At 71.3% G+C, this 17,946-nt stretch carries 25 protein-coding genes; 12 read left to right on the forward strand and 13 right to left on the reverse strand.

From position 1 onward, the window contains the following. The first annotated feature begins 40 nt into the window (after positions 1-40). Together OG494_RS35190 and OG494_RS35195 are read left to right on the forward strand one after the other, a co-directional pair. Entirely contained in the window at positions 41-490 is a 450-nt protein-coding gene (locus OG494_RS35190) for an SRPBCC family protein (protein ID WP_328446119.1), read from the forward strand. Positions 491-633: 143 nt separating this feature from the next. Next, a complete protein-coding gene (locus tag OG494_RS35195; protein WP_328459116.1) occupies positions 634-1,374 on the forward strand; it encodes a polysaccharide deacetylase family protein in 741 nt (246 codons plus the stop codon). Here OG494_RS35195 and OG494_RS35200 read toward each other — a convergent pair. The 4 genes from OG494_RS35200 to OG494_RS35215 form a co-directional block, all read right to left on the reverse strand. After that, positions 1,371-1,850, reverse strand: a complete 480-nt coding sequence (locus OG494_RS35200) for a carboxypeptidase regulatory-like domain-containing protein (protein WP_328446120.1) — start codon at positions 1,848-1,850, stop codon at positions 1,371-1,373. The two genes, OG494_RS35195 and OG494_RS35200, sit on opposite strands and share 4 nt — an antisense overlap. Then, positions 1,847-2,452, reverse strand: a complete 606-nt coding sequence (locus tag OG494_RS35205; RefSeq protein WP_328446122.1) for an RNA polymerase sigma factor — start codon at positions 2,450-2,452, stop codon at positions 1,847-1,849. Before OG494_RS35205 ends, OG494_RS35200 begins: the two co-directional genes overlap by 4 nt. A gap of 422 nt (positions 2,453-2,874) precedes the next feature. Then, positions 2,875-3,552: an SGNH/GDSL hydrolase family protein gene (locus OG494_RS35210; RefSeq protein WP_328446124.1), complete on the reverse strand. Its 678-nt coding sequence runs from the start codon at positions 3,550-3,552 to the stop codon at positions 2,875-2,877. A gap of 9 nt (positions 3,553-3,561) precedes the next feature. Continuing rightward, positions 3,562-4,056 carry a GbsR/MarR family transcriptional regulator gene (locus tag OG494_RS35215; protein ID WP_328446126.1) on the reverse strand — a complete coding sequence of 165 codons (495 nt, stop codon included), beginning with the start codon at positions 4,054-4,056 and terminating at the stop codon, positions 3,562-3,564. A 93-nt stretch (positions 4,057-4,149) separates the two neighbouring features. Here OG494_RS35215 and OG494_RS35220 point away from each other — a divergent pair, with 93 nt between their 5' ends. After that, a complete protein-coding gene (locus tag OG494_RS35220; RefSeq protein ID WP_328446128.1) occupies positions 4,150-5,058 on the forward strand; it encodes an ABC transporter ATP-binding protein in 909 nt (302 codons plus the stop codon). Beyond that, positions 5,055-6,689 (forward strand): ABC transporter permease, encoded by a 1,635-nt coding sequence (locus OG494_RS35225; RefSeq protein WP_328446130.1) that lies wholly within the window; start codon positions 5,055-5,057, stop codon positions 6,687-6,689. The genes OG494_RS35220 and OG494_RS35225 overlap by 4 nt, the downstream gene beginning before the upstream one ends. A 3-nt stretch (positions 6,690-6,692) precedes the next feature. Here OG494_RS35225 and OG494_RS35230 read toward each other — a convergent pair whose 3' ends face one another. Further along, a complete protein-coding gene (locus OG494_RS35230) occupies positions 6,693-7,154 on the reverse strand; it encodes a hypothetical protein (RefSeq protein ID WP_328446132.1) in 462 nt (153 codons plus the stop codon). A gap of 35 nt (positions 7,155-7,189) precedes the next feature. Beyond that, positions 7,190-7,525, reverse strand: coding sequence for a hypothetical protein (locus OG494_RS35235; protein ID WP_328446134.1), 336 nt, complete (start codon positions 7,523-7,525; stop codon positions 7,190-7,192). Between the two features lie 231 nt (positions 7,526-7,756). Here OG494_RS35235 and OG494_RS35240 point away from each other — a divergent pair, with 231 nt between their 5' ends. Further along, the gene (locus tag OG494_RS35240; protein ID WP_328446136.1) at positions 7,757-8,362 is read left to right on the forward strand and encodes an MFS transporter; all 606 of its coding nucleotides are present in this window, start codon (positions 7,757-7,759) and stop codon (positions 8,360-8,362) included. 256 nt (positions 8,363-8,618) lie between these two features. On the opposite strand, the gene OG494_RS35245 is transcribed toward OG494_RS35240, so the two are convergent. Continuing rightward, positions 8,619-9,164, reverse strand: a complete 546-nt coding sequence (locus OG494_RS35245; RefSeq protein WP_328446138.1) for a TetR/AcrR family transcriptional regulator — start codon at positions 9,162-9,164, stop codon at positions 8,619-8,621. A gap of 97 nt (positions 9,165-9,261) precedes the next feature. On the opposite strand from OG494_RS35245, the gene OG494_RS35250 reads away from it, so the two are divergent. Continuing rightward, the gene (locus OG494_RS35250) at positions 9,262-10,044 is read left to right on the forward strand and encodes a nuclear transport factor 2 family protein (protein ID WP_328446140.1); all 783 of its coding nucleotides are present in this window, start codon (positions 9,262-9,264) and stop codon (positions 10,042-10,044) included. Here the strand turns inward: OG494_RS35250 and OG494_RS35255 are convergent. From OG494_RS35255 to OG494_RS35265, 3 genes are all read right to left on the reverse strand, one after another. Next, positions 10,007-10,795 carry a metal-dependent hydrolase gene (locus tag OG494_RS35255; protein ID WP_328459117.1) on the reverse strand — a complete coding sequence of 263 codons (789 nt, stop codon included), beginning with the start codon at positions 10,793-10,795 and terminating at the stop codon, positions 10,007-10,009. The two genes, OG494_RS35250 and OG494_RS35255, sit on opposite strands and share 38 nt — an antisense overlap. A 59-nt stretch (positions 10,796-10,854) precedes the next feature. Next, entirely contained in the window at positions 10,855-11,208 is a 354-nt protein-coding gene (locus OG494_RS35260) for an STAS domain-containing protein (RefSeq protein WP_328446141.1), read from the reverse strand. Positions 11,209-11,474: 266 nt separating this feature from the next. Continuing rightward, positions 11,475-11,783, reverse strand: coding sequence for a WhiB family transcriptional regulator (locus tag OG494_RS35265; RefSeq protein WP_328446143.1), 309 nt, complete (start codon positions 11,781-11,783; stop codon positions 11,475-11,477). A 163-nt stretch (positions 11,784-11,946) separates the two neighbouring features. On the opposite strand from OG494_RS35265, the gene OG494_RS35270 reads away from it, so the two are divergent. The 3 genes from OG494_RS35270 (at position 11,947) to OG494_RS35280 (ending at position 13,617) form a co-directional block, all read left to right on the forward strand. After that, positions 11,947-12,363 (forward strand): anti-sigma factor, encoded by a 417-nt coding sequence (locus tag OG494_RS35270; RefSeq protein ID WP_247060051.1) that lies wholly within the window; start codon positions 11,947-11,949, stop codon positions 12,361-12,363. After that, positions 12,360-13,139, forward strand: a complete 780-nt coding sequence (locus tag OG494_RS35275) for a SigB/SigF/SigG family RNA polymerase sigma factor (protein WP_328446147.1) — start codon at positions 12,360-12,362, stop codon at positions 13,137-13,139. The genes OG494_RS35270 and OG494_RS35275 overlap by 4 nt, the downstream gene beginning before the upstream one ends. 64 nt (positions 13,140-13,203) lie before the next feature. Continuing rightward, positions 13,204-13,617 (forward strand): ATP-binding protein, encoded by a 414-nt coding sequence (locus OG494_RS35280; protein WP_328446149.1) that lies wholly within the window; start codon positions 13,204-13,206, stop codon positions 13,615-13,617. 3 nt (positions 13,618-13,620) lie between these two features. Here OG494_RS35280 and OG494_RS35285 read toward each other — a convergent pair whose 3' ends face one another. Further along, the gene (locus OG494_RS35285; protein WP_442874515.1) at positions 13,621-14,100 is read right to left on the reverse strand and encodes a MarR family winged helix-turn-helix transcriptional regulator; all 480 of its coding nucleotides are present in this window, start codon (positions 14,098-14,100) and stop codon (positions 13,621-13,623) included. 39 nt (positions 14,101-14,139) lie between these two features. On the opposite strand from OG494_RS35285, the gene OG494_RS35290 reads away from it, so the two are divergent. The 3 genes from OG494_RS35290 to OG494_RS35300 are packed head-to-tail and all read left to right on the forward strand — an operon-like array spanning position 14,140 to position 16,325. Continuing rightward, complete coding sequence (locus tag OG494_RS35290; RefSeq protein WP_328446153.1) at positions 14,140-15,117, forward strand: aldo/keto reductase; 978 nt, start codon at positions 14,140-14,142, stop codon at positions 15,115-15,117. An 18-nt stretch (positions 15,118-15,135) separates the two neighbouring features. Next, entirely contained in the window at positions 15,136-15,774 is a 639-nt protein-coding gene (locus OG494_RS35295) for a nitroreductase family protein (protein ID WP_328446155.1), read from the forward strand. Further along, positions 15,771-16,325 carry an SMI1/KNR4 family protein gene (locus tag OG494_RS35300; RefSeq protein ID WP_328446157.1) on the forward strand — a complete coding sequence of 185 codons (555 nt, stop codon included), beginning with the start codon at positions 15,771-15,773 and terminating at the stop codon, positions 16,323-16,325. Before OG494_RS35295 ends, OG494_RS35300 begins: the two co-directional genes overlap by 4 nt. 70 nt (positions 16,326-16,395) lie before the next feature. On the opposite strand, the gene OG494_RS35305 is transcribed toward OG494_RS35300, so the two are convergent. Further along, entirely contained in the window at positions 16,396-17,145 is a 750-nt protein-coding gene (locus tag OG494_RS35305) for a 3D domain-containing protein (RefSeq protein ID WP_328446159.1), read from the reverse strand. 154 nt (positions 17,146-17,299) lie between these two features. Then, positions 17,300-17,938, reverse strand: a complete 639-nt coding sequence (locus OG494_RS35310; protein WP_328446161.1) for an alpha/beta fold hydrolase — start codon at positions 17,936-17,938, stop codon at positions 17,300-17,302. Positions 17,939-17,946: the final 8 nt, after the last annotated feature.

Consider the following 17,946-nt stretch of genomic DNA (forward strand, 5'->3'; position numbering starts at 1 on the left):
ACGCTTAATTATCAACCTGTCAACAACGTGGGAGGTTCCGGTGGGCCGCAAGTACTCCTTCGAGGTCAACCGCACGAGCACAGCGCCGCCGTCGGCGCTGTTCGCGCGCGAAGCCGACGGCCCGCGCTGGGCGGAGTGGGGAAAACCACTGATCATCCAGGCGAGCTGGGCCCGGCAGGGCACCGACGAGCCGAACGGCGTGGGCGCCGTCCGCGCGGTCGGCCTGTGGCCGGTGCTGATCAAGGAGGAGACGGTCGAGTACGAGCAGGACCGCCGCCACGTCTACACGTTCTTCGGGAACAACCCGATCAAGGACTACCGGGCCGAGGTGTTCTTCACCCCGACCGTCGACGGCGGCACGCACCTGCGCTGGACCGGCTCGTTCACCGAGCCCGTGCGCGGCAGCGGCCCGATCCTGGCCGCCGGGCTCAAGAACGTCATCCGGCTGTTCTCGGCGAAGCTGGTCAAGGCGGCCGAAACCGGGCACTGACCTGGGTGCGTCAGGCCACACAAGATCGTTTGACGCAACTTCGCGCCCCACCTGAACGTCACCCTTTCGGGTAGTCCTCGACTACCCTTCGAAAGGGGGACGCGGGGATGTTCAGCAAAAGGCGACACGGAAGAGTGACAGCGGTGGTGGCCGCGGCGGTGTTGGCGCTCACGGCGTGTTCGAGCGCCCAGCCGGCGCCGCCCGAGCCCAGCCAGCCGAACCCGGCGCCCGGTGGCGGCCCCGGCTCGACGCCGTCCGGGCCCTACGCGTTCGGCACCGTGCAGCAGAAGGCGCCGGCCGTGGCGAACGGCGAGGTCCAGGTCGTCCGCAAGATCACCACCGACAAGCCGTACGTCTTCCTCACGATGGACGACGGCGCGGTCAAGGACCCGGACGCGCTCAAGCTGATGCAGCAGTCCGGCACGCACCCGGTGCTGTTCCTGAACCAGAAGTACGTGAAGGGCCACGAGGCCTACTTCAAGCAGATCCTCGACGCGACCGGCGCGACGCTCGGCGACCACACGGTCGACCACCCGAACCTCAAGGGCAAGCCGTTCGAGTTCCAGCGCAAGGAGATCTGCGACGACGCCGACGACTTCCAGAAGGGCCTCGGCGTCCGGCCGTCGATCTTCCGGCCGCCGTTCGGCAACTACGACCACACCACGCTGCGCGCGGCGGCCGCGTGCGGGATGCGCGTCGCGGTGCTGTGGACGGCCGCGGTCAACGACGGCCACGTCCAGTTCCAGGCCGGCGACAAGCTCAAGCCGGGCGACATCGTGCTGATGCACTTCCGGAAGACGTTCAAAGAGGACTACACGGCGTTCGTCGAGCAGGCGAAGAAGGACGGGCTCACACCCGTCCCCCTCGCCGACTTCCTGGGCTAGAGAACGACTGTCGGCGTCACGACGGTCCGGCGGCACGTCACGTCACCCAGGTGCACCAGGATCTGCGTGGTCCCGCGCGGCACGTTGTCGAGCACGAACCGCCCGCCTTCGTCGGCGGTCGTGGACGTCGTCCCGTGCTCGGCGACGCGCACCTCGACGCCGTACTGGCCGGCCGGCACCAGCCAGCCGTCGATGCGGTGCTGCTTGCCGATCTTGGTCAGGTTGATCATCACGGTGAGGTCGCTGACGGTGAAGGTGATCGTCCCGGTGCCGCTACCGCGTACGCCGGCCAGGTTGTCGAGCCGTTCCCAGCGGGCGACCTCGACGTCGAGGTCCTCCAGGGCGAGCGCGAACTGGACCCGCTGCACGAGGTCGTCCGGCGGCGGATCGAGCTCGTCGAGGAAGCGGCCGATGTCGGCCAGCAGGATTTCGTCGTCCGCGGAGGCCGTGCCTCCCGGTGCCCCGACGTCGTTCATCGGCTGCCCCCTTCACTGGCGAGGAGATCGCGCATCTGGTCGAGGCAGCGCCCTCTGGTCGGTCCGACGCTGCCGCGCGGCATCCGCAACGCTTCGGCGACGAGCTGGTACTCCGCACGGCCCGCGAGGACGGTCAGCCGGAGCAACTCCTGACAGCGGTGGGGCAGCCGGACGAAGGCGCGCCAGACCCGGCGGTCGCGGTCGGCGCGGACGGCTTCGTCTTCGGGAGCCGGTTGGGTGCTGGGCATCGCGTCGGCCACCTCGTCGCTCAGCGGGACGGGCTGGATGCGGCGGCCGTGGGGATGGGTCGCCTCGCGCCGGGTCGTGGTGATCAACCAGGCGGCGAGCGCCTTGGGATCACGCAGCTTCCCGAGCTGGCTGAACAAGGCCAGCCACACGGTCTGGACCACGTCTTCGGCGACCGAGCGGTCGAGGCCGTTCGCCCTGGCCACGTGCCAGACGAGCGGGGTGAGCTCGTCGACCAGGCGGGCCATCGCCTGGCGGTCGCCTTCTCTCGCCGCGTGCATGCAGGCGGCATGCAGCTCGGCGCCGGTCAGGCCCTCCCAAGGAGGATCAACCTCTGCGGTTTGCACGTCGGTCACCGTATCTGCCCCTCTTCGGAAACGTCTTCGAGTCGGCTTCGGCAGTATCGCGGGTCCTTCGGGGGGAAGGAGCGTGCAGGTGGATCTCGGATACATCAAGTCTCTTAGTCGTCGGTCACGCTCGCGGTCAACGGCTGCGGGGGAGGTACCGGCCGACGCGGGCGGGTGGACTCGCGCCGACCGGTACTCCCCTCCCTCACGGGCCCGCTCCCCAACGGGCCCCGCCGGGTGACCCCTCCCCCGAAGGGCACCCGGCCGACGGTGTCCGGGGGCCCCCTCGGCTCCCGGCCACCGCGTTTTCCTCCGAATCCGGCACCCCCTGCCGCGATCCGATCTCCGTGCTTGGCTGCTCCACAGGACGCAGTGGGGGGACCCCCAGATACACGAACGCCGAAGTTTTTTCGAAGCTCGACGGAATGCGGCTACTTGATCACCGAGAGTGCACCGGCAAGCGTTTGCGCCCACCGCGCGTATCCCGCAGGCCCGGGGTGGAAGCGGTCCGACGCGAAGGCCGCGGGGTCGAGGAGATCGGGAGCCATGGGTACATGGGTCACGCCGGGGACGCGCGCCACGGCGGCGGCCGCGGCGTCGAGCGCGGTCGACCGGGCGGCGAGGACGTCCCGCAGCGGCCGCGGCAGCGAGGGGAAGCGTGCCATCGGCGGCACCCCGGCGAGGACGACCTCGACCGGGCCGAGGCGGCGTCGCAGGTCGACGACCAGGGCCAGCAGGTCACGGCGGTAGCCCGCGGCGGAGCGCAGCTCGATCGTGTCGTTGACGCCGAGCGCGATCACCACGAGATCGGCGGGCTCCACGAGCGGCGCCAGTTCGGCGCGGACGGTCCGGGCGTTGGCGCCGGTCTTGCCGACGGCCTGCCAGCGCACGGCCCGGCCGCCCTTCGCGAGTTCACGGGCGAGGCAGCCGGTCAGCGCCTCTTCGTGGGTGGCCGCGCCGACACCGTCCACTGTGGATTCGCCGAGCACGGCCAGCCGGACCGGCTCCCCCGCGCCGTCGACGACGCCGTCGCCGGGCCCGGCGGCCCCGGGCAGCCGCGGCGTCGTCCGCTTGACGTAGACCGCCTGGGCGGCGAGGAGGAGAAGCACACCTCGACGTTAGCTGGCGCGGTTCTTCTCTTCGCGCATCTTGTGCCAGCGCTCATACATCCCGTTGAGCTCTTCGAGCATGAACGACAGGAAGTCCCGCATCTCGGCGAGCCGTTCGCCGGCGGGCGAGCCCTCGCCCAGCGCGTCGATGCCGTTCTCGGCCGCGTCGCGCCACATGATGATCATGCGGTCGCGCTTGAGGAACGTGGCGTACCAGAGGTCGTCGAAGAGGCGGTAGTGGTCGCGGCGCTCGCCGGGCTCGCGTTCCTTCGCGACCAGGCCGATCTGCTCCAGGAAGCGCACGGCGCCGGAGACGGCCGCGGGGCTGACCGACAGCTGCGAGGCCAGGTCGGCCGCGGTCAACCGGCCTTCGTCGGTGGTCATCAGGGCCGCGAACACCCGCGCGGACATGCGCTGCATCCCGATCTGCGAGAGCACCAGGGCCAAGCTTTCGACGTACCGGCGGACGGCGTCTTCATCTCGCTTCGTGTCAGGCGTCGTCATCCGGCCATCCTCTCGCACCACCCAGTCAAGATCACTCAGTCTAGACATTTTCTTAACTTCACAACTTCGTGAAATCAGTGTAGCTTCCGAAGCATGGAAAATGCCATCGCGATCTCCGGCTTGCACAAGTCGTTCGGCCGGACCAAGGCCTTGGACGGCCTCGATCTGCAGGTACCTACTGGGGAAGTACACGGATTCCTGGGCCCGAACGGCGCCGGGAAGTCGACCACCGTCCGGGTCCTGCTCGGCCTGCTCCGTAAGGATCCCGGGGCGGATTCGGGGGACGTCCGGCTGCTCGGCGGCGACCCCTGGAAGGACGCGGCGAGCCTGCACCGCCGGCTGGCCTACGTGCCCGGCGACGTCAACCTCTGGCCCAACCTCTCCGGCGGCGAGGTGATCGACCTGCTCGGCCGGCTGCGCGGCGGCCTCGACGAGAAGCGGCGCGCCGACCTGCTCGAGCGGTTCGACCTCGACCCGAAGAAGAAGGGGCGGACGTACTCGAAGGGCAACCGGCAGAAGGTCGCCATCGTGGCCGCGCTCGCGTCCCGGGTCGACCTGCTGATCCTCGACGAGCCGACGTCCGGCCTCGACCCGCTGATGGAGGCGACGTTCCAGTACGCCATCCAGGAGGAGCGCGAGCAGGGCCGCACAGTGCTGCTCTCCAGCCACATCCTCGCCGAGGTCGAAGCGCTCTGCGACAAGGTGAGCATCATCCGCAACGGCCGCACCGTGGAGTCGGGCACGCTCGCCGAGCTGCGCCACCTGACCCGGACGTCGATCACGGCCGAGCTCGCCGGACCGCCCAACGGGCTGGCGAACCTGGAGAACATCCACGACCTCAAGGTCGACGGCAACCGCGTCCGGTTCGACGTCGAGACGCGCTCGCTCGACGAGGCGCTGCGCCAGCTGACCCAGGTCGGCGTGCGGAGCCTCGTCAGCCAGCCGCCGACGCTGGAAGAGCTGTTCCTGCGGCACTACACCACCGAGGCGAGCGCGAAATGACCGCGACCCTCTCCCGCGAAACCGAACCCGCGCCGGCACACGAACTCGCCGGCACCTGGCACCTGACGCGGCTCGCGCTGCGCCGCGACCGCGTGACCCTGCCGATCTGGATCGTGCTGCTCAGCGTCATCCCGGCGAGCACCGTCAAGACGTTCGCGCAGTTCTACCCGACCGACGCCGACCGCCTCGCGCTGCAGGCGGGCGCGAACGCCAACCCGTCGTACGCGCTGCTCTACGGGCCGCCCTTCGACCTGACCAGCGCGGGCGGGTTCATCGCCTGGCGCATGTGCGGGTTCCTGGCGCTGCTGATCGGGCTGATGGCGGTCTTCACCGTCACCCGGCACACGCGCGCCGAGGAGGACACCGGGCGCGCCGAGCTGCTCGCGTCCGCGGTCGTCGGCCGGTACGCGGCGCTGACCGCCGGGGTCCTGGTGGCCGGCGCGGCGAGCGTGCTGATCGGGCTGATCCAGGTCGGCTCGATGATCGGCGCGGGTCTGCCCGCGGCCGGTTCCCTCGCCTTCGGCGCGTCGATCGCCTTGGCCGGGCTGGTGTTCACCGCGGTCGCCGCCGTCGCCGTCCAGCTCGCCGAATACTCCCGCACGGCCAACGGGATCGGCACCGCCGTGGTCGGCGCCGCATTCCTGCTGCGCGGCGCCGGTGACTCCACTGTGGACGCTCGCTGGCTGTCGTGGCTGTCGCCGATCGGCTGGGTGCAGCAGATCCGCGCGTTCGCCGGCGAACGCTGGTGGGTGCTGCTGCTGCCGGTGGCGTTTGCCTTGGTGGTCGGCGCGGCCGGGTACTGGCTGCTGCCCCGCCGCGACGTCGGCGTCGGTTTCCTGCCGCCGCGGCCGGGCCCGGCGCGGGCGGCCGCGAGCCTGCGGTCCCCGCTCGCCCTGGCCTGGCGGCTGCACCGCGGCCCGCTGTTCGGCTGGACGATCGGGATGGCCGTTGTCGGCGCGGTGTTCGGCTCGATCGCCAGCGGCATCGGCGGCCTGGTCGGCTCGAGCCCGCAGGCGCAGCAGATCATGGAACGGCTCGGCGGCGCGCACGGCCTCACGCAGGCGTTCCTCGCCACGATGGCCGGTTTGTTCGCGATGGTCGCGTCGCTGTACGGCATCCAGGCCGTGCTGCGGATGCGCGGCGAGGAGACGGCGATCCGGCTCGAACCGGTGCTGGCGACCAGCGTCGGCCGGCTGCGCTGGGCGGGCGGCCACCTGCTGTTCGCGTTCTTCGGCACGGCGTTGCTGCTGCTGGCCGGCGGTCTGTTCCTGGGGCTGGCCAACGGGTTGCGCACGCACGACGTCGGCGGCTCGGTCGGCGACATGCTGAGCGGGATGCTGGTCCAGCTGCCCGCGACGTGGGTGGTGATCGCGCTGGCGGTGACGCTCTTCGGGCTGCGGCCGGCCTACTCGGCCGCGGCGTGGGGCGTCGGGGCCTTGGCCCTGCTGATCAGCCTGTTCGGCCCGATCGTCAACCTGCCGCAGGGCGCGCTGGACGTCTCGCCGTTTCAGCACCCGCCGAAGCTCCCGGGCCAGGAGTTCGTGGCGACGCCGCTCGTCTGGCTCCTGGTGGTCGCGGCCGTCGCGCTGGGCGCGGGCCTGGCCGGCTGGCGCCGCCGCGACGTCGGCTGAGCGCTACTTCGGCCGGATCTCGCGGTCGGCCCCGACCACGAGCTGCGCTTGCGGCCCCGCCTGTCCGCACGCGGGGCCGCCCGGCTCGACCCAGGCGGGCGTCACGTCGGTGGTGTGCGGCCGCCCGTCGTCGAACCGCACGGTGACCCGGATCGGCTCGGCGGGCAGGCCCGGGAGATCGACGAAGCCCTGAAGCCCGCCCGTCGCGGTCTGCTGGGCGGAGCAGACGCCGGTCGCGCAGGTCGTGCTGCCCGCCGCGGTGCCGGGCATGAGGTCGGCCGGGCGCGTCACGCACCGGCCGTGCCAGCACGCTTCCAAGGTGGCGCGCGAGATCCCGGCCGCGGGCGGGACCGTCAGGCCGACGCCGACCCGGACGCCGATCGCCGGGCACCCCGGGCCCTCCCCGGCGCCACCACATCCGGCGGCGAGGACCAGGACCGCCACGAGCCACAGAACTCCGCGCATGCCCACCAGACGGTGCCGGCCGCACCACGGTTGCATCAGTCCTGACTGGTGATGACCACCAAGGACGTCGAGGTCGGCGTCGGGGCCGGGGTGGTCGTCGACGGCGTCGGCGGCGGGACCGTCACCTGGACGAGCGTGGTCGAGGTGACCGGCGGCGAGGTTTCGACGTCGGTCACCGTCGTGGCCGGGGGCGCCGGGGCCGTCACGGTGATCGGCACCACGGGAGTCGAGGAAAGCAACGTCGGACCGCTGACCTGCGGCGATGGGACTGTGGGACGACCGGCCACGAGCAGCGCGGCGACCAGCAACCCGGTGGCGAAGCCCGCCAGCCCGATCACCACAGCGGAGCCCCAGCTAGGTCGTCCGTGCATCCGGGCACCCCCTCGCCACGCGAAGCGCAGGTACGAGGAAACTCGCGTCGATCTTAACTCTTGTTACACACAGTCCGCCTTGAGCGTATTTGACTCAACTTTATTGCATCCAGTGCGCTCATGTGCCAGGTTCACGATCATGGGGGCGTTGCGGAACCGGGATTTCCGCCGGTTGTGGCCGGCCGACCTGGTGAGTCAGCTCGGCTGCAGGCCGGCGCGTGGTGCGACCGCGTGCGCCACCGGCCGGTGCTGATCGCCGCGGACTTCGGCCGGGCCGCGCTGATCGGCTCGATCCCGGTCGCGGCGCTGTTCGGCGTCCTCGGGCTGCCCCAGCTGCTGGCGGCCGTCCTCGGTGTCGGCCTGCTGACGATGTTCTTCGACATCGCCCACCAGACGTACGTGCCGCGGCTGGTCACGCGCGAGCAGGTGCCCGACGCCAACGCCCGGCTCGCGACGAACCTGTCCATGGCCGCGGTGGCGGGCCCGAGCCTGGCCGGGTTCATCGTGCAAGCCCTGGGCAACGCGACGGCGCTGGCCGCCGACGCCGTCAGCTACCTGTGGTCGGCGCTCTGGCTGCGCCGGATCCGGACGCCCGACGCGCGGCCGGAACCTCGCGAGCGGCACCTGCTCCGCGAGATCGGCGAAGGTCTGCGAGTGGTCCGCGGCGATCCGGTGCTGCAGGCCATCGGCGGGTACTACGCGTTGACGAGCTTCTTCCAGTCGGTGCACCTGGCGATCGTGATCGTCTTCCTCAGCCGCGAAGTCGGCCTCGCGCCGCGCGGCGGCTCGGCGAGCGCATCGGCCCGGCACGTGCGTTCTGGGGTCTCGCGGTGCTGACCGGCCTGGTGTACCAGCTCTACCCGTTCACCGGCCGCGGCTGGGCACTCGCGTGTTACGTCGCCGCCGGAGCTGCTGGGCCGGGTCAACGCGACCATCCGGACGCTGATCTGCGGCGTCATCCCGCTCGGCAGCCTCGCCGGCGGCGGGCTGGCCGGGTGGCTCGGGATGCGCGCTGCGCTGCACGTCGCCGCCGCCGGGATCCTCGTGTCGGTCGCCGTCCTCCGGCCGCTGCGGAAGCTGCGCGACCTGCCGGTCACCGCGTCTTGAGTCCGTCGACGACCACGCGGACCAGGTGCCCGCTGCCCGGCGAGTACCGCTCGACGGCGAGGCAGCCGACCATGAGCGCCCGCAGGTCGTCGCCGTCGATGTCGGCACGGACGGCGCCGACGGCCTGGGCGCGTTCGAGCAGCAGGCCGAAGGCGGCGCGGAAGTCGTCACCCGCGTCGGCCTTGAAACCGATGCCGCCGGCCTCGGTGAGGGCGTCGCAGATGGCGCGGTTGAGCGAGGCCTGCTTGATGACGCGGCCGAAGTACTCGAAGAACACTTCGCCGGGGTCGTCCGCGGCGGCGAGGCCGCGGGCCTCGTCGGTGAACTGGGTGATGCGCTCGAGGACGACGGCCTGGAACAGCGCTTCCTTGCTGGGGAAGTGCCGGTAGACGGTGCCGGCCCCGACGCCGGCCAGCCGCGCGATGTCGTCCAGCGGCACGGCCAGCCCGTCGGCGGCGAACGCCTCTTCGGCGGCAGCCAGGACTTTCGCCCGGTTGCGCCGCGCGTCCGCCCGAAGGCCGGTCTTCTCCATCAAGATCCTCCTCGTTGACAATCGGAACGCAAGTTCCGTATCGTCCTAAGCGGGTGCACCGTTCCGATTCAACGCACATCTTCTCAGGAGAATTCCGATGCCACGCACCGCGTCCGAGATAGCCGAGCTGGTCCGCACCGGGATGGCGACGATCGACGCCTCGGCGCTGTCGGACGTCTTCGCCGAAGACGCCGTCTACGAGCTGCCGTTCCGGTCCGAACGCATCGAGGGCCGCGACGCGATCCTGGCGGCCCTGACCGCGGGCGGCGTCCGCGCCCGCGCGCTGGGCCTGGAGAAGACCGAGGTCACCGTGACCCCGACGGAGTCCGGCTTCGTGCTGGAGCTGGTCGCCGTCGGCCGCGCGTTCCGGTTCCCCTCGTCGGTGGGCGTCGTGACGGTGGTGGACGGTGCGATCACCTCCTACCGCGACTACCCGAACGTCTCGGGCGCGTCCTCGGCGGCGCGGGCCGTGTTCGACGCGTTCCTGGCGGCGTCCGTCGAGAACCGGTGGGACGACCTCGCCGACCTCTACGCCGAGGACGTCGTGCTCGAGATGCCCTTCACCCCGGCCGGGGCCGACCGCTTCACGAAGGGCCGCGAGGAGCTGCGACGCCGGTTCACCGCCGCGGCCGCGGTCCGGCGGATCGTCAAGGCGGACAACGTCGTGGTGCACGAGACGTCGGACCCGGCGGTGCTGGTGGCGGAGTTCGACCTGCACCAGGAGATGGGCGGCGAGGCGTTCGTCTCGACGCACGCGATGGTCATGACGGTCGCCGGCGGCCGGATCACGCACTCCCGCGACTACGCGGACACCGCCGCGTCGGCGGAGCGGATCCGCCGGTTCAGGGAGTCGTCGCCTGCTGGCTCGTCGGGGGGATGAACAGGCGCTGGAACGTGCTGCTCGTGTACTGCCACACCCCCGGCACCAGCAGGATCCCGGCCAGCGCGAAAACCGGGAAGATCAGGCGCTTCTCGACCTTCTTGCCGGTCCGGAACCGCAGCGGCTTCGGCGGCCGGATCTCGTACCAGGTCTCGCCGGCGATGGGGATCGGGAAGAGGAACGGGCAGCCGGCTTCGGTGAGCGCGTCACCGAGGCAGTGGGTCAGGCAGCCCGCCGCGACCGCGACGCCGAGCCAGCCGGTGATCGACGCCAGCTCGCCCGCGCGGTCCGGTGGGGCGGTGAAGAACCACCACGCCACCGCCGCGCCGCTCACCGGCAGGAGCCAGTCGCCCAGGGCGCCTTCCGCCAGCATCAGCCCGAAGACCACCACGCCGACCACGGCCCACGGGCCGCCGGCTTCGGTGCCCCAGGACGTCAGCGCGCCGAGGCCGGCCGCGAACAGGATCGTGTGGGACAGGTGGCGGTGCTTGCCCGTGACGTTCTCGTCGCGAGGCCCCTTCGTCAGGGCGTAGAAACCCGCCGAGACGCGACGCAGCACCCAGGACAGGGCGCCGGTCAGCCAGCCGAGGAGGCGGGACGCGCTCGCGCCGGGGTGGTCCAGGTCGGGCAGCAGGGCGAAGCCCGCCGTCGTCGCGGCGAAGACCACCGCTTGGTGGACCGAGCCCGCGCCGACCGCCGGCGCGATGGCCAAGCCCGCGCACCACCCGGTCAGGGCATGCGTGCGCCCCATCATCGTGCCGCCCCCAGGATCCGCGAATCGAAATCGATCCGCAGGACCGTAGCGGGGGATCAGGCTTTCGGGTCCTCCGACACGCTCAGGTGTTCGGCCACGCCGGTGAGCTCGATCACCCGGCTGACGGCCGGGCTCGGGACGACCGCGAGCTGGACGTCCTGCTCGCCGGCCTGGCGCTGGGCGCGCAGGACCACGTTCAGGGCCGAGGAATCGAAGAAGGTCACCCCGGTCAGATCGGCCACGACCCGCTGCGCTCGCTTGTCCGCGATCAGCCCGGCGAGGGCCTCCTGCAGCTGCGGGCTGGTGAGCAGATCGAGCTCACCCGTGACCACCACCCGGGGCTCCGTCGCGTCGGTGTCCAGCGTGATGCCGAACCCGGGCGGGGTGGCGTTCTGGTCGGCTGCGGGCATGCAGTTTCTCCTCGTCAGGCGCTGCTCCTGCGCCGGGTACGCGCCTGTTGTCTCAAGCGGCAACCGTGTCACCGTGCCTTTCGCAATCCGGGGCGGGAACCCCGGCGTAGCGCGAGGATCGACCCCGCACCGGACACGGTCAAGGCAACTCCGGGACCAACCCTAACCCAGCGAGCGACCGAGCCCGCCACGGCCGCCGCCCTTTCGTGTGGAGTGCTCACCTGCGATGGGATCCTGCCTGCTCAGAGCGGTGTTCGGCGCGTGGTTCAGTGCGCACTGACGGCCTTGCGCTCGGCCCGGCGCTGCCGGAGGAACAGCTGCCGCCGCTCGATCTCGCCGAGGCCACCCCAGATGCCGTAGGGCTCCTGTACGGTCATCGCGTGCGCGCGGCACTGGGCCAGCACCGGGCAGGCCTGGCAGATGGCCTTCGCCCGCGATTCGCGCCGCTCCCGCGCCGAACCCCGTTCGTTGTCGGTGTGGAAGAAGAGGCTGCTGTCCGCACCCCGGCACGAGCCGCGCAGTTGCCATTCCCATTCTTCAGCAACCACATTGGGCAGCCGGCTCACGTCAGCCATGTCGTTCCTGCCTTTCCCCGGATCAGCACGTCGACCGCTATGTGCCCGCCGGTGGAGCGGATCAAACGCGGGTTTGGTTTGCTCACCCCAAGGGCATCTCGCTGACCGGGCGTCGAGGGACACCGCCAGTTACGCCGGCGTGAGTGCGGAGAAAGGAACAAACGTGGAGGACAACGCCCCGCTCGTGCCGGGAGGCGCGCAGGTCATCGAGGTGCGGACGGCCGCGATCCCGCACGTCGTGCCGACGTTGCGCACCATCGTGGCGGACATCGCGATGCGGCAGGACTTCGACCTCGACGCCGTCGAGGACCTCCGGATGGCGGTGGACGAGGCGTGCTCGCTGCTGCTGCCCGCCGCCTCCGACGGCAAGCTCACCTGTGTCTTCTCCTGGAGCGGCCCGCGCATCGAGGTCTCGGTGTCCGTTCTGTCGGACTCGCCCGACCACGGTGACGACACCGGTCTCTCCTGGCAGCTGCTGACCGCGCTCGCGACGTCGGCCGAGCGGACCGTGACCCCCGAGGACGGGCGCTACCTGTCCCGGGTCGACCTCGTCCGGGAGAGCCAGGCGGCCGGCTCGTGACCGATCCCGCCGGGAGCAGCGGGTCCGACCTCGACGTCAGCGCGCTGTTCACCCACCTCGCCGCCTTGCCGGCGGACTCCCCGGAACGGGAGCGCATCCGCGACACCCTGGTCCGGAACCACCTCGAACTGGCGCGCAACCTGGCGCGGAAGTTCCGCAACCGCGACGAGGCGATGGAGGACCTGGTCCAGATCGCCACGGTCGGGCTGATCCACGCCGTCGACCGGTTCGACCCGGCGCAGGGCACGGACTTCCTGGCGTTCGCGGTCCCCACCATCTCCGGCGAGCTGCGCCACCACTTCCGGGACAACAGCTGGTCCGTGCGGGTGCCGCGGCGGCTCAAAGAGCTGAACGCGAACATCTCCGCCGCGCGTGAGGAACTCACCGTGCAGCTCTCGCGCGCGCCGCGCCCGAGTGAGATCGCCTCGCGGCTCGGCGTCCCGATCGAGGACGTCTACGAAGGTCTCCGCGCCGGTCAGGGCCGCTACGGCGCGTCGCTCGACCACCTGCTGGAGAACGCCGCACACACGCGGTTCGGGGCCCCGGACGCCGAGCTCGGCCAGGCCGAGCTACGCGAGGCGCTGCGACCGATGCTGGAGAGCCTGCCGGACCGGGAGCGCAAGATCGTGGCGCTGCGGTTCGGCTCCGGGATGAGCCAGTCGGACATCGCGCGCCGCGTCGGGGTCTCCCAGATGCAGGTGTCGCGGTTGCTGGCTGCGACCCTGAAGAAACTGCGTTCGGGCCTGGACGAATCCGAGCTCGCCGACGGCACCTGATTAGCTGCTCAACGCCGTGGGTACTTCGCGGACAGTACCGAACTCACAGGGAGGGGGGACCCCGATGACGACATCCGAGATGCCGCAGCGCACGGCCGTGCCGGCCGCGCCACTGAAGGTGCTTCTCCCGTCGGACGTCACCGCCCCGGCACTGGCCCGCCACGAGGCCCGCAAGGCCATGCTCGCCTTCGGCGTGGCCGAGGCGCCGCTGGAGGACGTCCTGCTGGCGACCTCGGAGCTGGTCACGAACGCCTTCGAACACGGCGAACGCCCCCAGCGCTTCGAGATGGAGTACGCCGACGGCCACCTGACGCTGCGGGTGTTCGACACCGGCCGGATGCTGCCCGAGCTGCGGGCGCCGTCCCCGGCCGAGGCGCGCAGCCGCGGGCTCGTGCTGGTCCAGGCGCTGTCCGAGGACTGGGGTTTCGAGCGCTGCCCCGGCGGCAAGTACGTCTGGGCGGTCTTCCGCGTCGCCTAGGCGTCACAGCAGTTCGCGGGCGGCTTCCGTCTCCCCGATCCGCTCCCGGAACGGCTTCCGGTCCAGGGCTTCGACGATCGAGTCCAGCAGAGCGCGCAGCGAGTGCGGCAGCTCGGCTTCCAGCGCCTCCCACGCCTCGGTCGTCGCCGTCCACTCCGCCTCCACCAGCGGCAGCAGGTCGCGCGTTTTCGGCGTGAGCGAGACGATCCGCTGCCGCGCGTCGGCGCCGGGTTCGAGCGTCACCAGGCCGGCCCGGTTCATCTGCGCGACGGTCTGGCTGGCCGCCGAGTGCGTCACGCGCATCTCCTCGGCCAGGTCCCGGATGGCCAGCGGCCCCTTCGCCAGCAAGGCGCGCACGACCGCCGAGTACCGCGGCCGGTAGTCCTCGAGGCCGATGTCGGCGAGGAACTTCGCGACGTCGCCGTCGAGCAGTTCGAGGACGTGCCGCAGCCGCGTCCCCAGCCCGTCCGGACCCGCAGTCATGGCCATGACGGCCGATCATAGGTGTGCTTGGATCGCGGCATGGAGAACCGGAAGATCACCCGCCTCGGCCGCGAGGTCTCGGTCGTCGGGCTCGGCTGCTGGCAGCTCGGCGCGGACTGGGGCGAGGTCGACGAGAAGGACGCCCTCGCCGTACTGCACGCGGCGGCCGACGCCGGCGTCACCTTCTTCGACACCGCGGACGTCTACGGCGACGGCCGCAGCGAACGGCTGGTCGGCCGGTTCCGCGCGGACCACGATGCGGTGTTCATTGCGACCAAGATGGGCCGCCGGGTCGACCAGGTGCCGGAGAACTACGTCGCCGCCAACTTCCGCGAGTGGAACGACCGGTCGCGCCGCAACCTCGGGATGGACACGCTCGACCTGGTGCAGCTGCACTGCCCGCCGGCGTCGGTGTACTCCACGGACGCCGTCTACGACGCCCTCGACGCGATGGTCGGGGAAGGCCGGATCAAGGCGTACGGCGTGAGCGTCGAGACCTGCGACGAGGCGCTGGCCGCGCTGGCACGGCCGAACGTCGCGTCGGTGCAGATCATCCTCAACTGCCTGCGGCTCAAGCCGCTGGAGCGGGTGCTGCCGGCCGCGGTGGACGCGGGAGCCGGCGTCATCGCGCGGGTGCCGCTGGCCTCGGGCCTGCTGTCCGGGCGCTACACGGCGAGCACCACGTTCGCCGCCGACGACCACCGGAACTTCAACCGGGGCGGCGACGCGTTCGACGTCGGCGAGACCTTCTCGGGCGTGCCGTACGAGGTCGGATTGGAAGCCGTCGAGCGCTTGCGCGGGCTCGTCCCGGAGGGGCAGACCTTGGCGCAGTTCGCGCTGCGCTGGATCCTCGACCAGCCGGGCCTGAGCACCGTGATCCCGGGCGCCCGCAACCCTTCGCAGGTGTCGGCGAACACGGCCGCGGCCGCGCTCCCGCCGCTGCCGGAGGAGGCGGCGGCCGGCGTCCGCGCGACGTACGAGGAGCTGATCCGCCCGCTCGTGCACGATCGCTGGTAGGCCCGGCATGATGAAGCGATGATGACGCCCGAAGAGCTCCTGACGACCACCAGGACCGTCCGCAAGCGGCTGGATTTCGACCGGCCGGTGCCGCTCGACCTGGTGAAGCACTGCATCCAGGTGGCCCTGCAGGCGCCGAGCGGTTCGAACACCCAGCGCTGGCAGTGGCTGGTCGTCACCGACGACGCCCAGCGGGCGGCGCTCGGCGAGATCTACGGCCGGGCGTGCAATGAGTACCTGGAGTCGGGCAACGCGGCCGGCAAGCTGTTCGCGGACGACCCGACGCGGGCCCCGGTGCAGCAGCGCGTCGGGTCGAGCGTCGCGTACCTGGCCGACCGGATGGGCGACGTCCCGGTGCTGGTGATCCCGTGCCTGGAGACGGCGTCGGACGAGCTCCCGGCGGGCAACCAGGCCGGCCTGTGGGCCTCGCTGCTGCCGGCGGTGTGGAGCTTCATGCTGGCGGCCCGCTCGGTGACCCTGGGCACGGCGTGGACGACGCTGCACCTGAAGTACGAACAGGAAGCGGCGGAGGTCTTGGGCCTGCCGAAGAACGTCCACCAGGCGGCCATGATCCCGACGGCGTTCTACACGGGCGAAACGTTCAAACCGGCGTCGCGCCAGCCGCTGGACGACGTGCTGCACCTCGATCGCTGGTGACGTGGGCCGGAGTCCGGGACCGGCTGGCCGACCTGTCGGCGGCCGACCCGGACTTCACCCGCTTCGGCGCCGGGAAGCATCGGTACCGGCTCGAACCGCCGGTGCCGGCGGCGGAGATCGCGGACTTCGAGGCGCGCCACGGGGTGACGCTGCCCGAGGAATACCGCGGCTTCCTGCTGTCCGTGGGCGGACACGGCGCCGGGCCGTACTACGGCCTGTATCGACTGAGCGCGCCGGAATGCCCCGACGAAGACGGCTGGCGGCCCGGGTTCCTCTCGACGCCGTTCCCGTTCACGGAGGCGTGGAACCGCGCCGAGCACCACCCGACCGACAACGAGATCCCCGACGACCTGTACTCCGACCAGCGGTGGATCACCGGCTCGCTGAAAGTGGCCCACTTCGGGTGCGGTGCCTATTTCCGGCTGGTGGTCACCGGCCCGGAACGCGGGCGGCTGTGGTTCGACGACCGCGCGTCGGACGGTGGCGTTTCCCCGTGCGGCACGGGCTTTCGGGAGTGGTACCTGAAGTGGCTCGACGGCCGCGAGCCATGAAGGCCTCCTTGCCGGGGCGAAGGGGGACGTCGGCAAGGAGGCTTCACGGCCTTTCGGCGGCCAGGTGGCTCTAGCGCACCGTCAGCGTCAGCCGCTGGATGCCCCACGCGTCGGCCTGGGAGCCCGGTAGCCAGACGTCGACGATGTCGTCCTTGATCCAGCTGCCGATGTCCGCCGCGTAGCACTCGCCGTAGCCCGGGACGGAAAACCTGGTGCCCCACGGGATGTTGCGGGCGTCGACCGCGCAGAAGCCCGGGCCGGCGCTGTAGCCCAGCGCCGTCTGGGCGACGTCGTTGTACGACGTGACGCGGTAGCTCAGCGTCGTGCCGGCCGGGATGCGGTAGGTCGCGAGGCGGTTGCCGGTGTCGAGGCGGTAGGCCGTGGAGATCTGGCCGAGCGAACCGGGCGAGTTGTCCTCCGCCGTCATCGCGTAGAGCTGGTAGTTCGCGTTCTGGCACGGGCTCGCGTCGGTCACCGTGAGCGTCGGCTGACCCCAGTCGGAAATCCACTGCAGGGCCTGGCCGTTGCGGAACGCGCGGTACGCCTTGGCGCCGCTGACGCGGGCGAACGTGAACGTCACCTTTCCGTCCGCGCCGAGGCCGCCGGTGACGGAACCCGGTGCGGGCAGCCGGTTCGAGACGTCCGCGGCACCGACGAGGGTGCCGGGGCCGTGGCCGCCGGTGACCGGGCGGTCCGGGATCGGGCCGGTGTAGAAGTGCTGGCACGCGGGCAACGCCGCGGCGGACGCCGGGGCGGCGGGAGCGACGAGCAGGCTGCCGGCGGCGAAGGCCGTCAAGGCGAAGATCCTGGCGAAGCGCATGACGGGGGAACCTCCATGGCGGGGACCGGGGCGGAGGTGAAACAGGTGGGAGGTGCGGGTTCGCCGCGAAACAGACGTTAAGTGGCCTGGACCACACAGTCAATAGGTCTAGACCTTTAAAGGTTGCCGGTAGCCCGAACGGCTCAAAGCTGGGCTAGAGGTAACTCACCAGCTTCTCGGCGATGGCGGCCGGGTGGCTGAGCGGCGCGCAGTGCGGGCCGTCGACTTCGTCCGGCTCGACGCCGAGCCGCGAGCGGGCCACCCGGCGCTGGAAGTCCGGCGTGAAGAACCGGTCGTCGCGGAAGAGCACCGCTCGCGTCGGGACGTCCGGGTGGGCCGGCAGCGGCCACGGCTCGTCCCATTCCTTGCTCACCTGATCACGCACGTGCGCCTGGCACTCTTCGGCCAGCGAAGGCGCGACGCCGTTGAAGAACTGCTCGGTCTCGCTCAGCCCGGTCGGCGCCGCGAAACCCGTGTTGCCCCACCACTGTCCCGGCTGCTCCCCCGGCACCGGGATCATCCCGGCGAGGTAGACCAGCACCCGCGCCCGCACCTTCGCCGCGACCAGCGGCGCGGTGAAGCCGCCGTACGAATGCCCGACGACGGCGACGTCCGAAGCGTCGCCCAACGCGGCCAGCACGGTCTCGGTGAACTCCGCGAGCCCGGCCGAAGGATCGGTGATCGGCAGGTCCGGGGTGACGGCGTCGTGGCCGCGGGCCGCGAGCTCGGGCACCAGCCGGTGGAAGTCCCAGCCGCTGCCCCCGCCGCCGTGGATCAACGCGAACGTCGTCATGGCGGTCA

This window comes from Amycolatopsis sp. NBC_00438 (genome assembly GCF_036026695.1).
Lineage (GTDB): Bacteria > Actinomycetota > Actinomycetes > Mycobacteriales > Pseudonocardiaceae > Amycolatopsis.

Bases quoted from the DNA above. Each gene is read 5' to 3' on its own strand.
- OG494_RS35260 (WP_328446141.1), bottom strand. From the start codon at position 11,208: ATGCCCGCAGCCGACCAGAACGCCACCCCGCCCGGGTTCGGCATCACG.
- OG494_RS35290 (WP_328446153.1), top strand. From the start codon at position 14,140: ATGGAGAACCGGAAGATCACCCGCCTCGGCCGCGAGGTCTCGGTCGTC.
- OG494_RS35245 (WP_328446138.1), bottom strand. From the start codon at position 9,164: ATGGAGAAGACCGGCCTTCGGGCGGACGCGCGGCGCAACCGGGCGAAA.
- OG494_RS35305 (WP_328446159.1), bottom strand. From the start codon at position 17,145: ATGCGCTTCGCCAGGATCTTCGCCTTGACGGCCTTCGCCGCCGGCAGC.
- OG494_RS35235 (WP_328446134.1), bottom strand. From the start codon at position 7,525: ATGCACGGACGACCTAGCTGGGGCTCCGCTGTGGTGATCGGGCTGGCG.
- OG494_RS35265 (WP_328446143.1), bottom strand. From the start codon at position 11,783: ATGGCTGACGTGAGCCGGCTGCCCAATGTGGTTGCTGAAGAATGGGAA.
- OG494_RS35230 (WP_328446132.1), bottom strand. From the start codon at position 7,154: ATGCGCGGAGTTCTGTGGCTCGTGGCGGTCCTGGTCCTCGCCGCCGGA.
- OG494_RS35200 (WP_328446120.1), bottom strand. From the start codon at position 1,850: ATGAACGACGTCGGGGCACCGGGAGGCACGGCCTCCGCGGACGACGAA.
- OG494_RS35225 (WP_328446130.1), top strand. From the start codon at position 5,055: ATGACCGCGACCCTCTCCCGCGAAACCGAACCCGCGCCGGCACACGAA.
- OG494_RS35310 (WP_328446161.1), bottom strand. From the start codon at position 17,938: ATGACGACGTTCGCGTTGATCCACGGCGGCGGGGGCAGCGGCTGGGAC.
- OG494_RS35280 (WP_328446149.1), top strand. From the start codon at position 13,204: ATGACGACATCCGAGATGCCGCAGCGCACGGCCGTGCCGGCCGCGCCA.
- OG494_RS35215 (WP_328446126.1), bottom strand. From the start codon at position 4,056: ATGACGACGCCTGACACGAAGCGAGATGAAGACGCCGTCCGCCGGTAC.
- OG494_RS35250 (WP_328446140.1), top strand. From the start codon at position 9,262: ATGCCACGCACCGCGTCCGAGATAGCCGAGCTGGTCCGCACCGGGATG.
- OG494_RS35255 (WP_328459117.1), bottom strand. From the start codon at position 10,795: ATGGGGCGCACGCATGCCCTGACCGGGTGGTGCGCGGGCTTGGCCATC.
- OG494_RS35295 (WP_328446155.1), top strand. From the start codon at position 15,136: ATGATGACGCCCGAAGAGCTCCTGACGACCACCAGGACCGTCCGCAAG.
- OG494_RS35220 (WP_328446128.1), top strand. From the start codon at position 4,150: ATGGAAAATGCCATCGCGATCTCCGGCTTGCACAAGTCGTTCGGCCGG.
- OG494_RS35285 (WP_442874515.1), bottom strand. From the start codon at position 14,100: ATGACTGCGGGTCCGGACGGGCTGGGGACGCGGCTGCGGCACGTCCTC.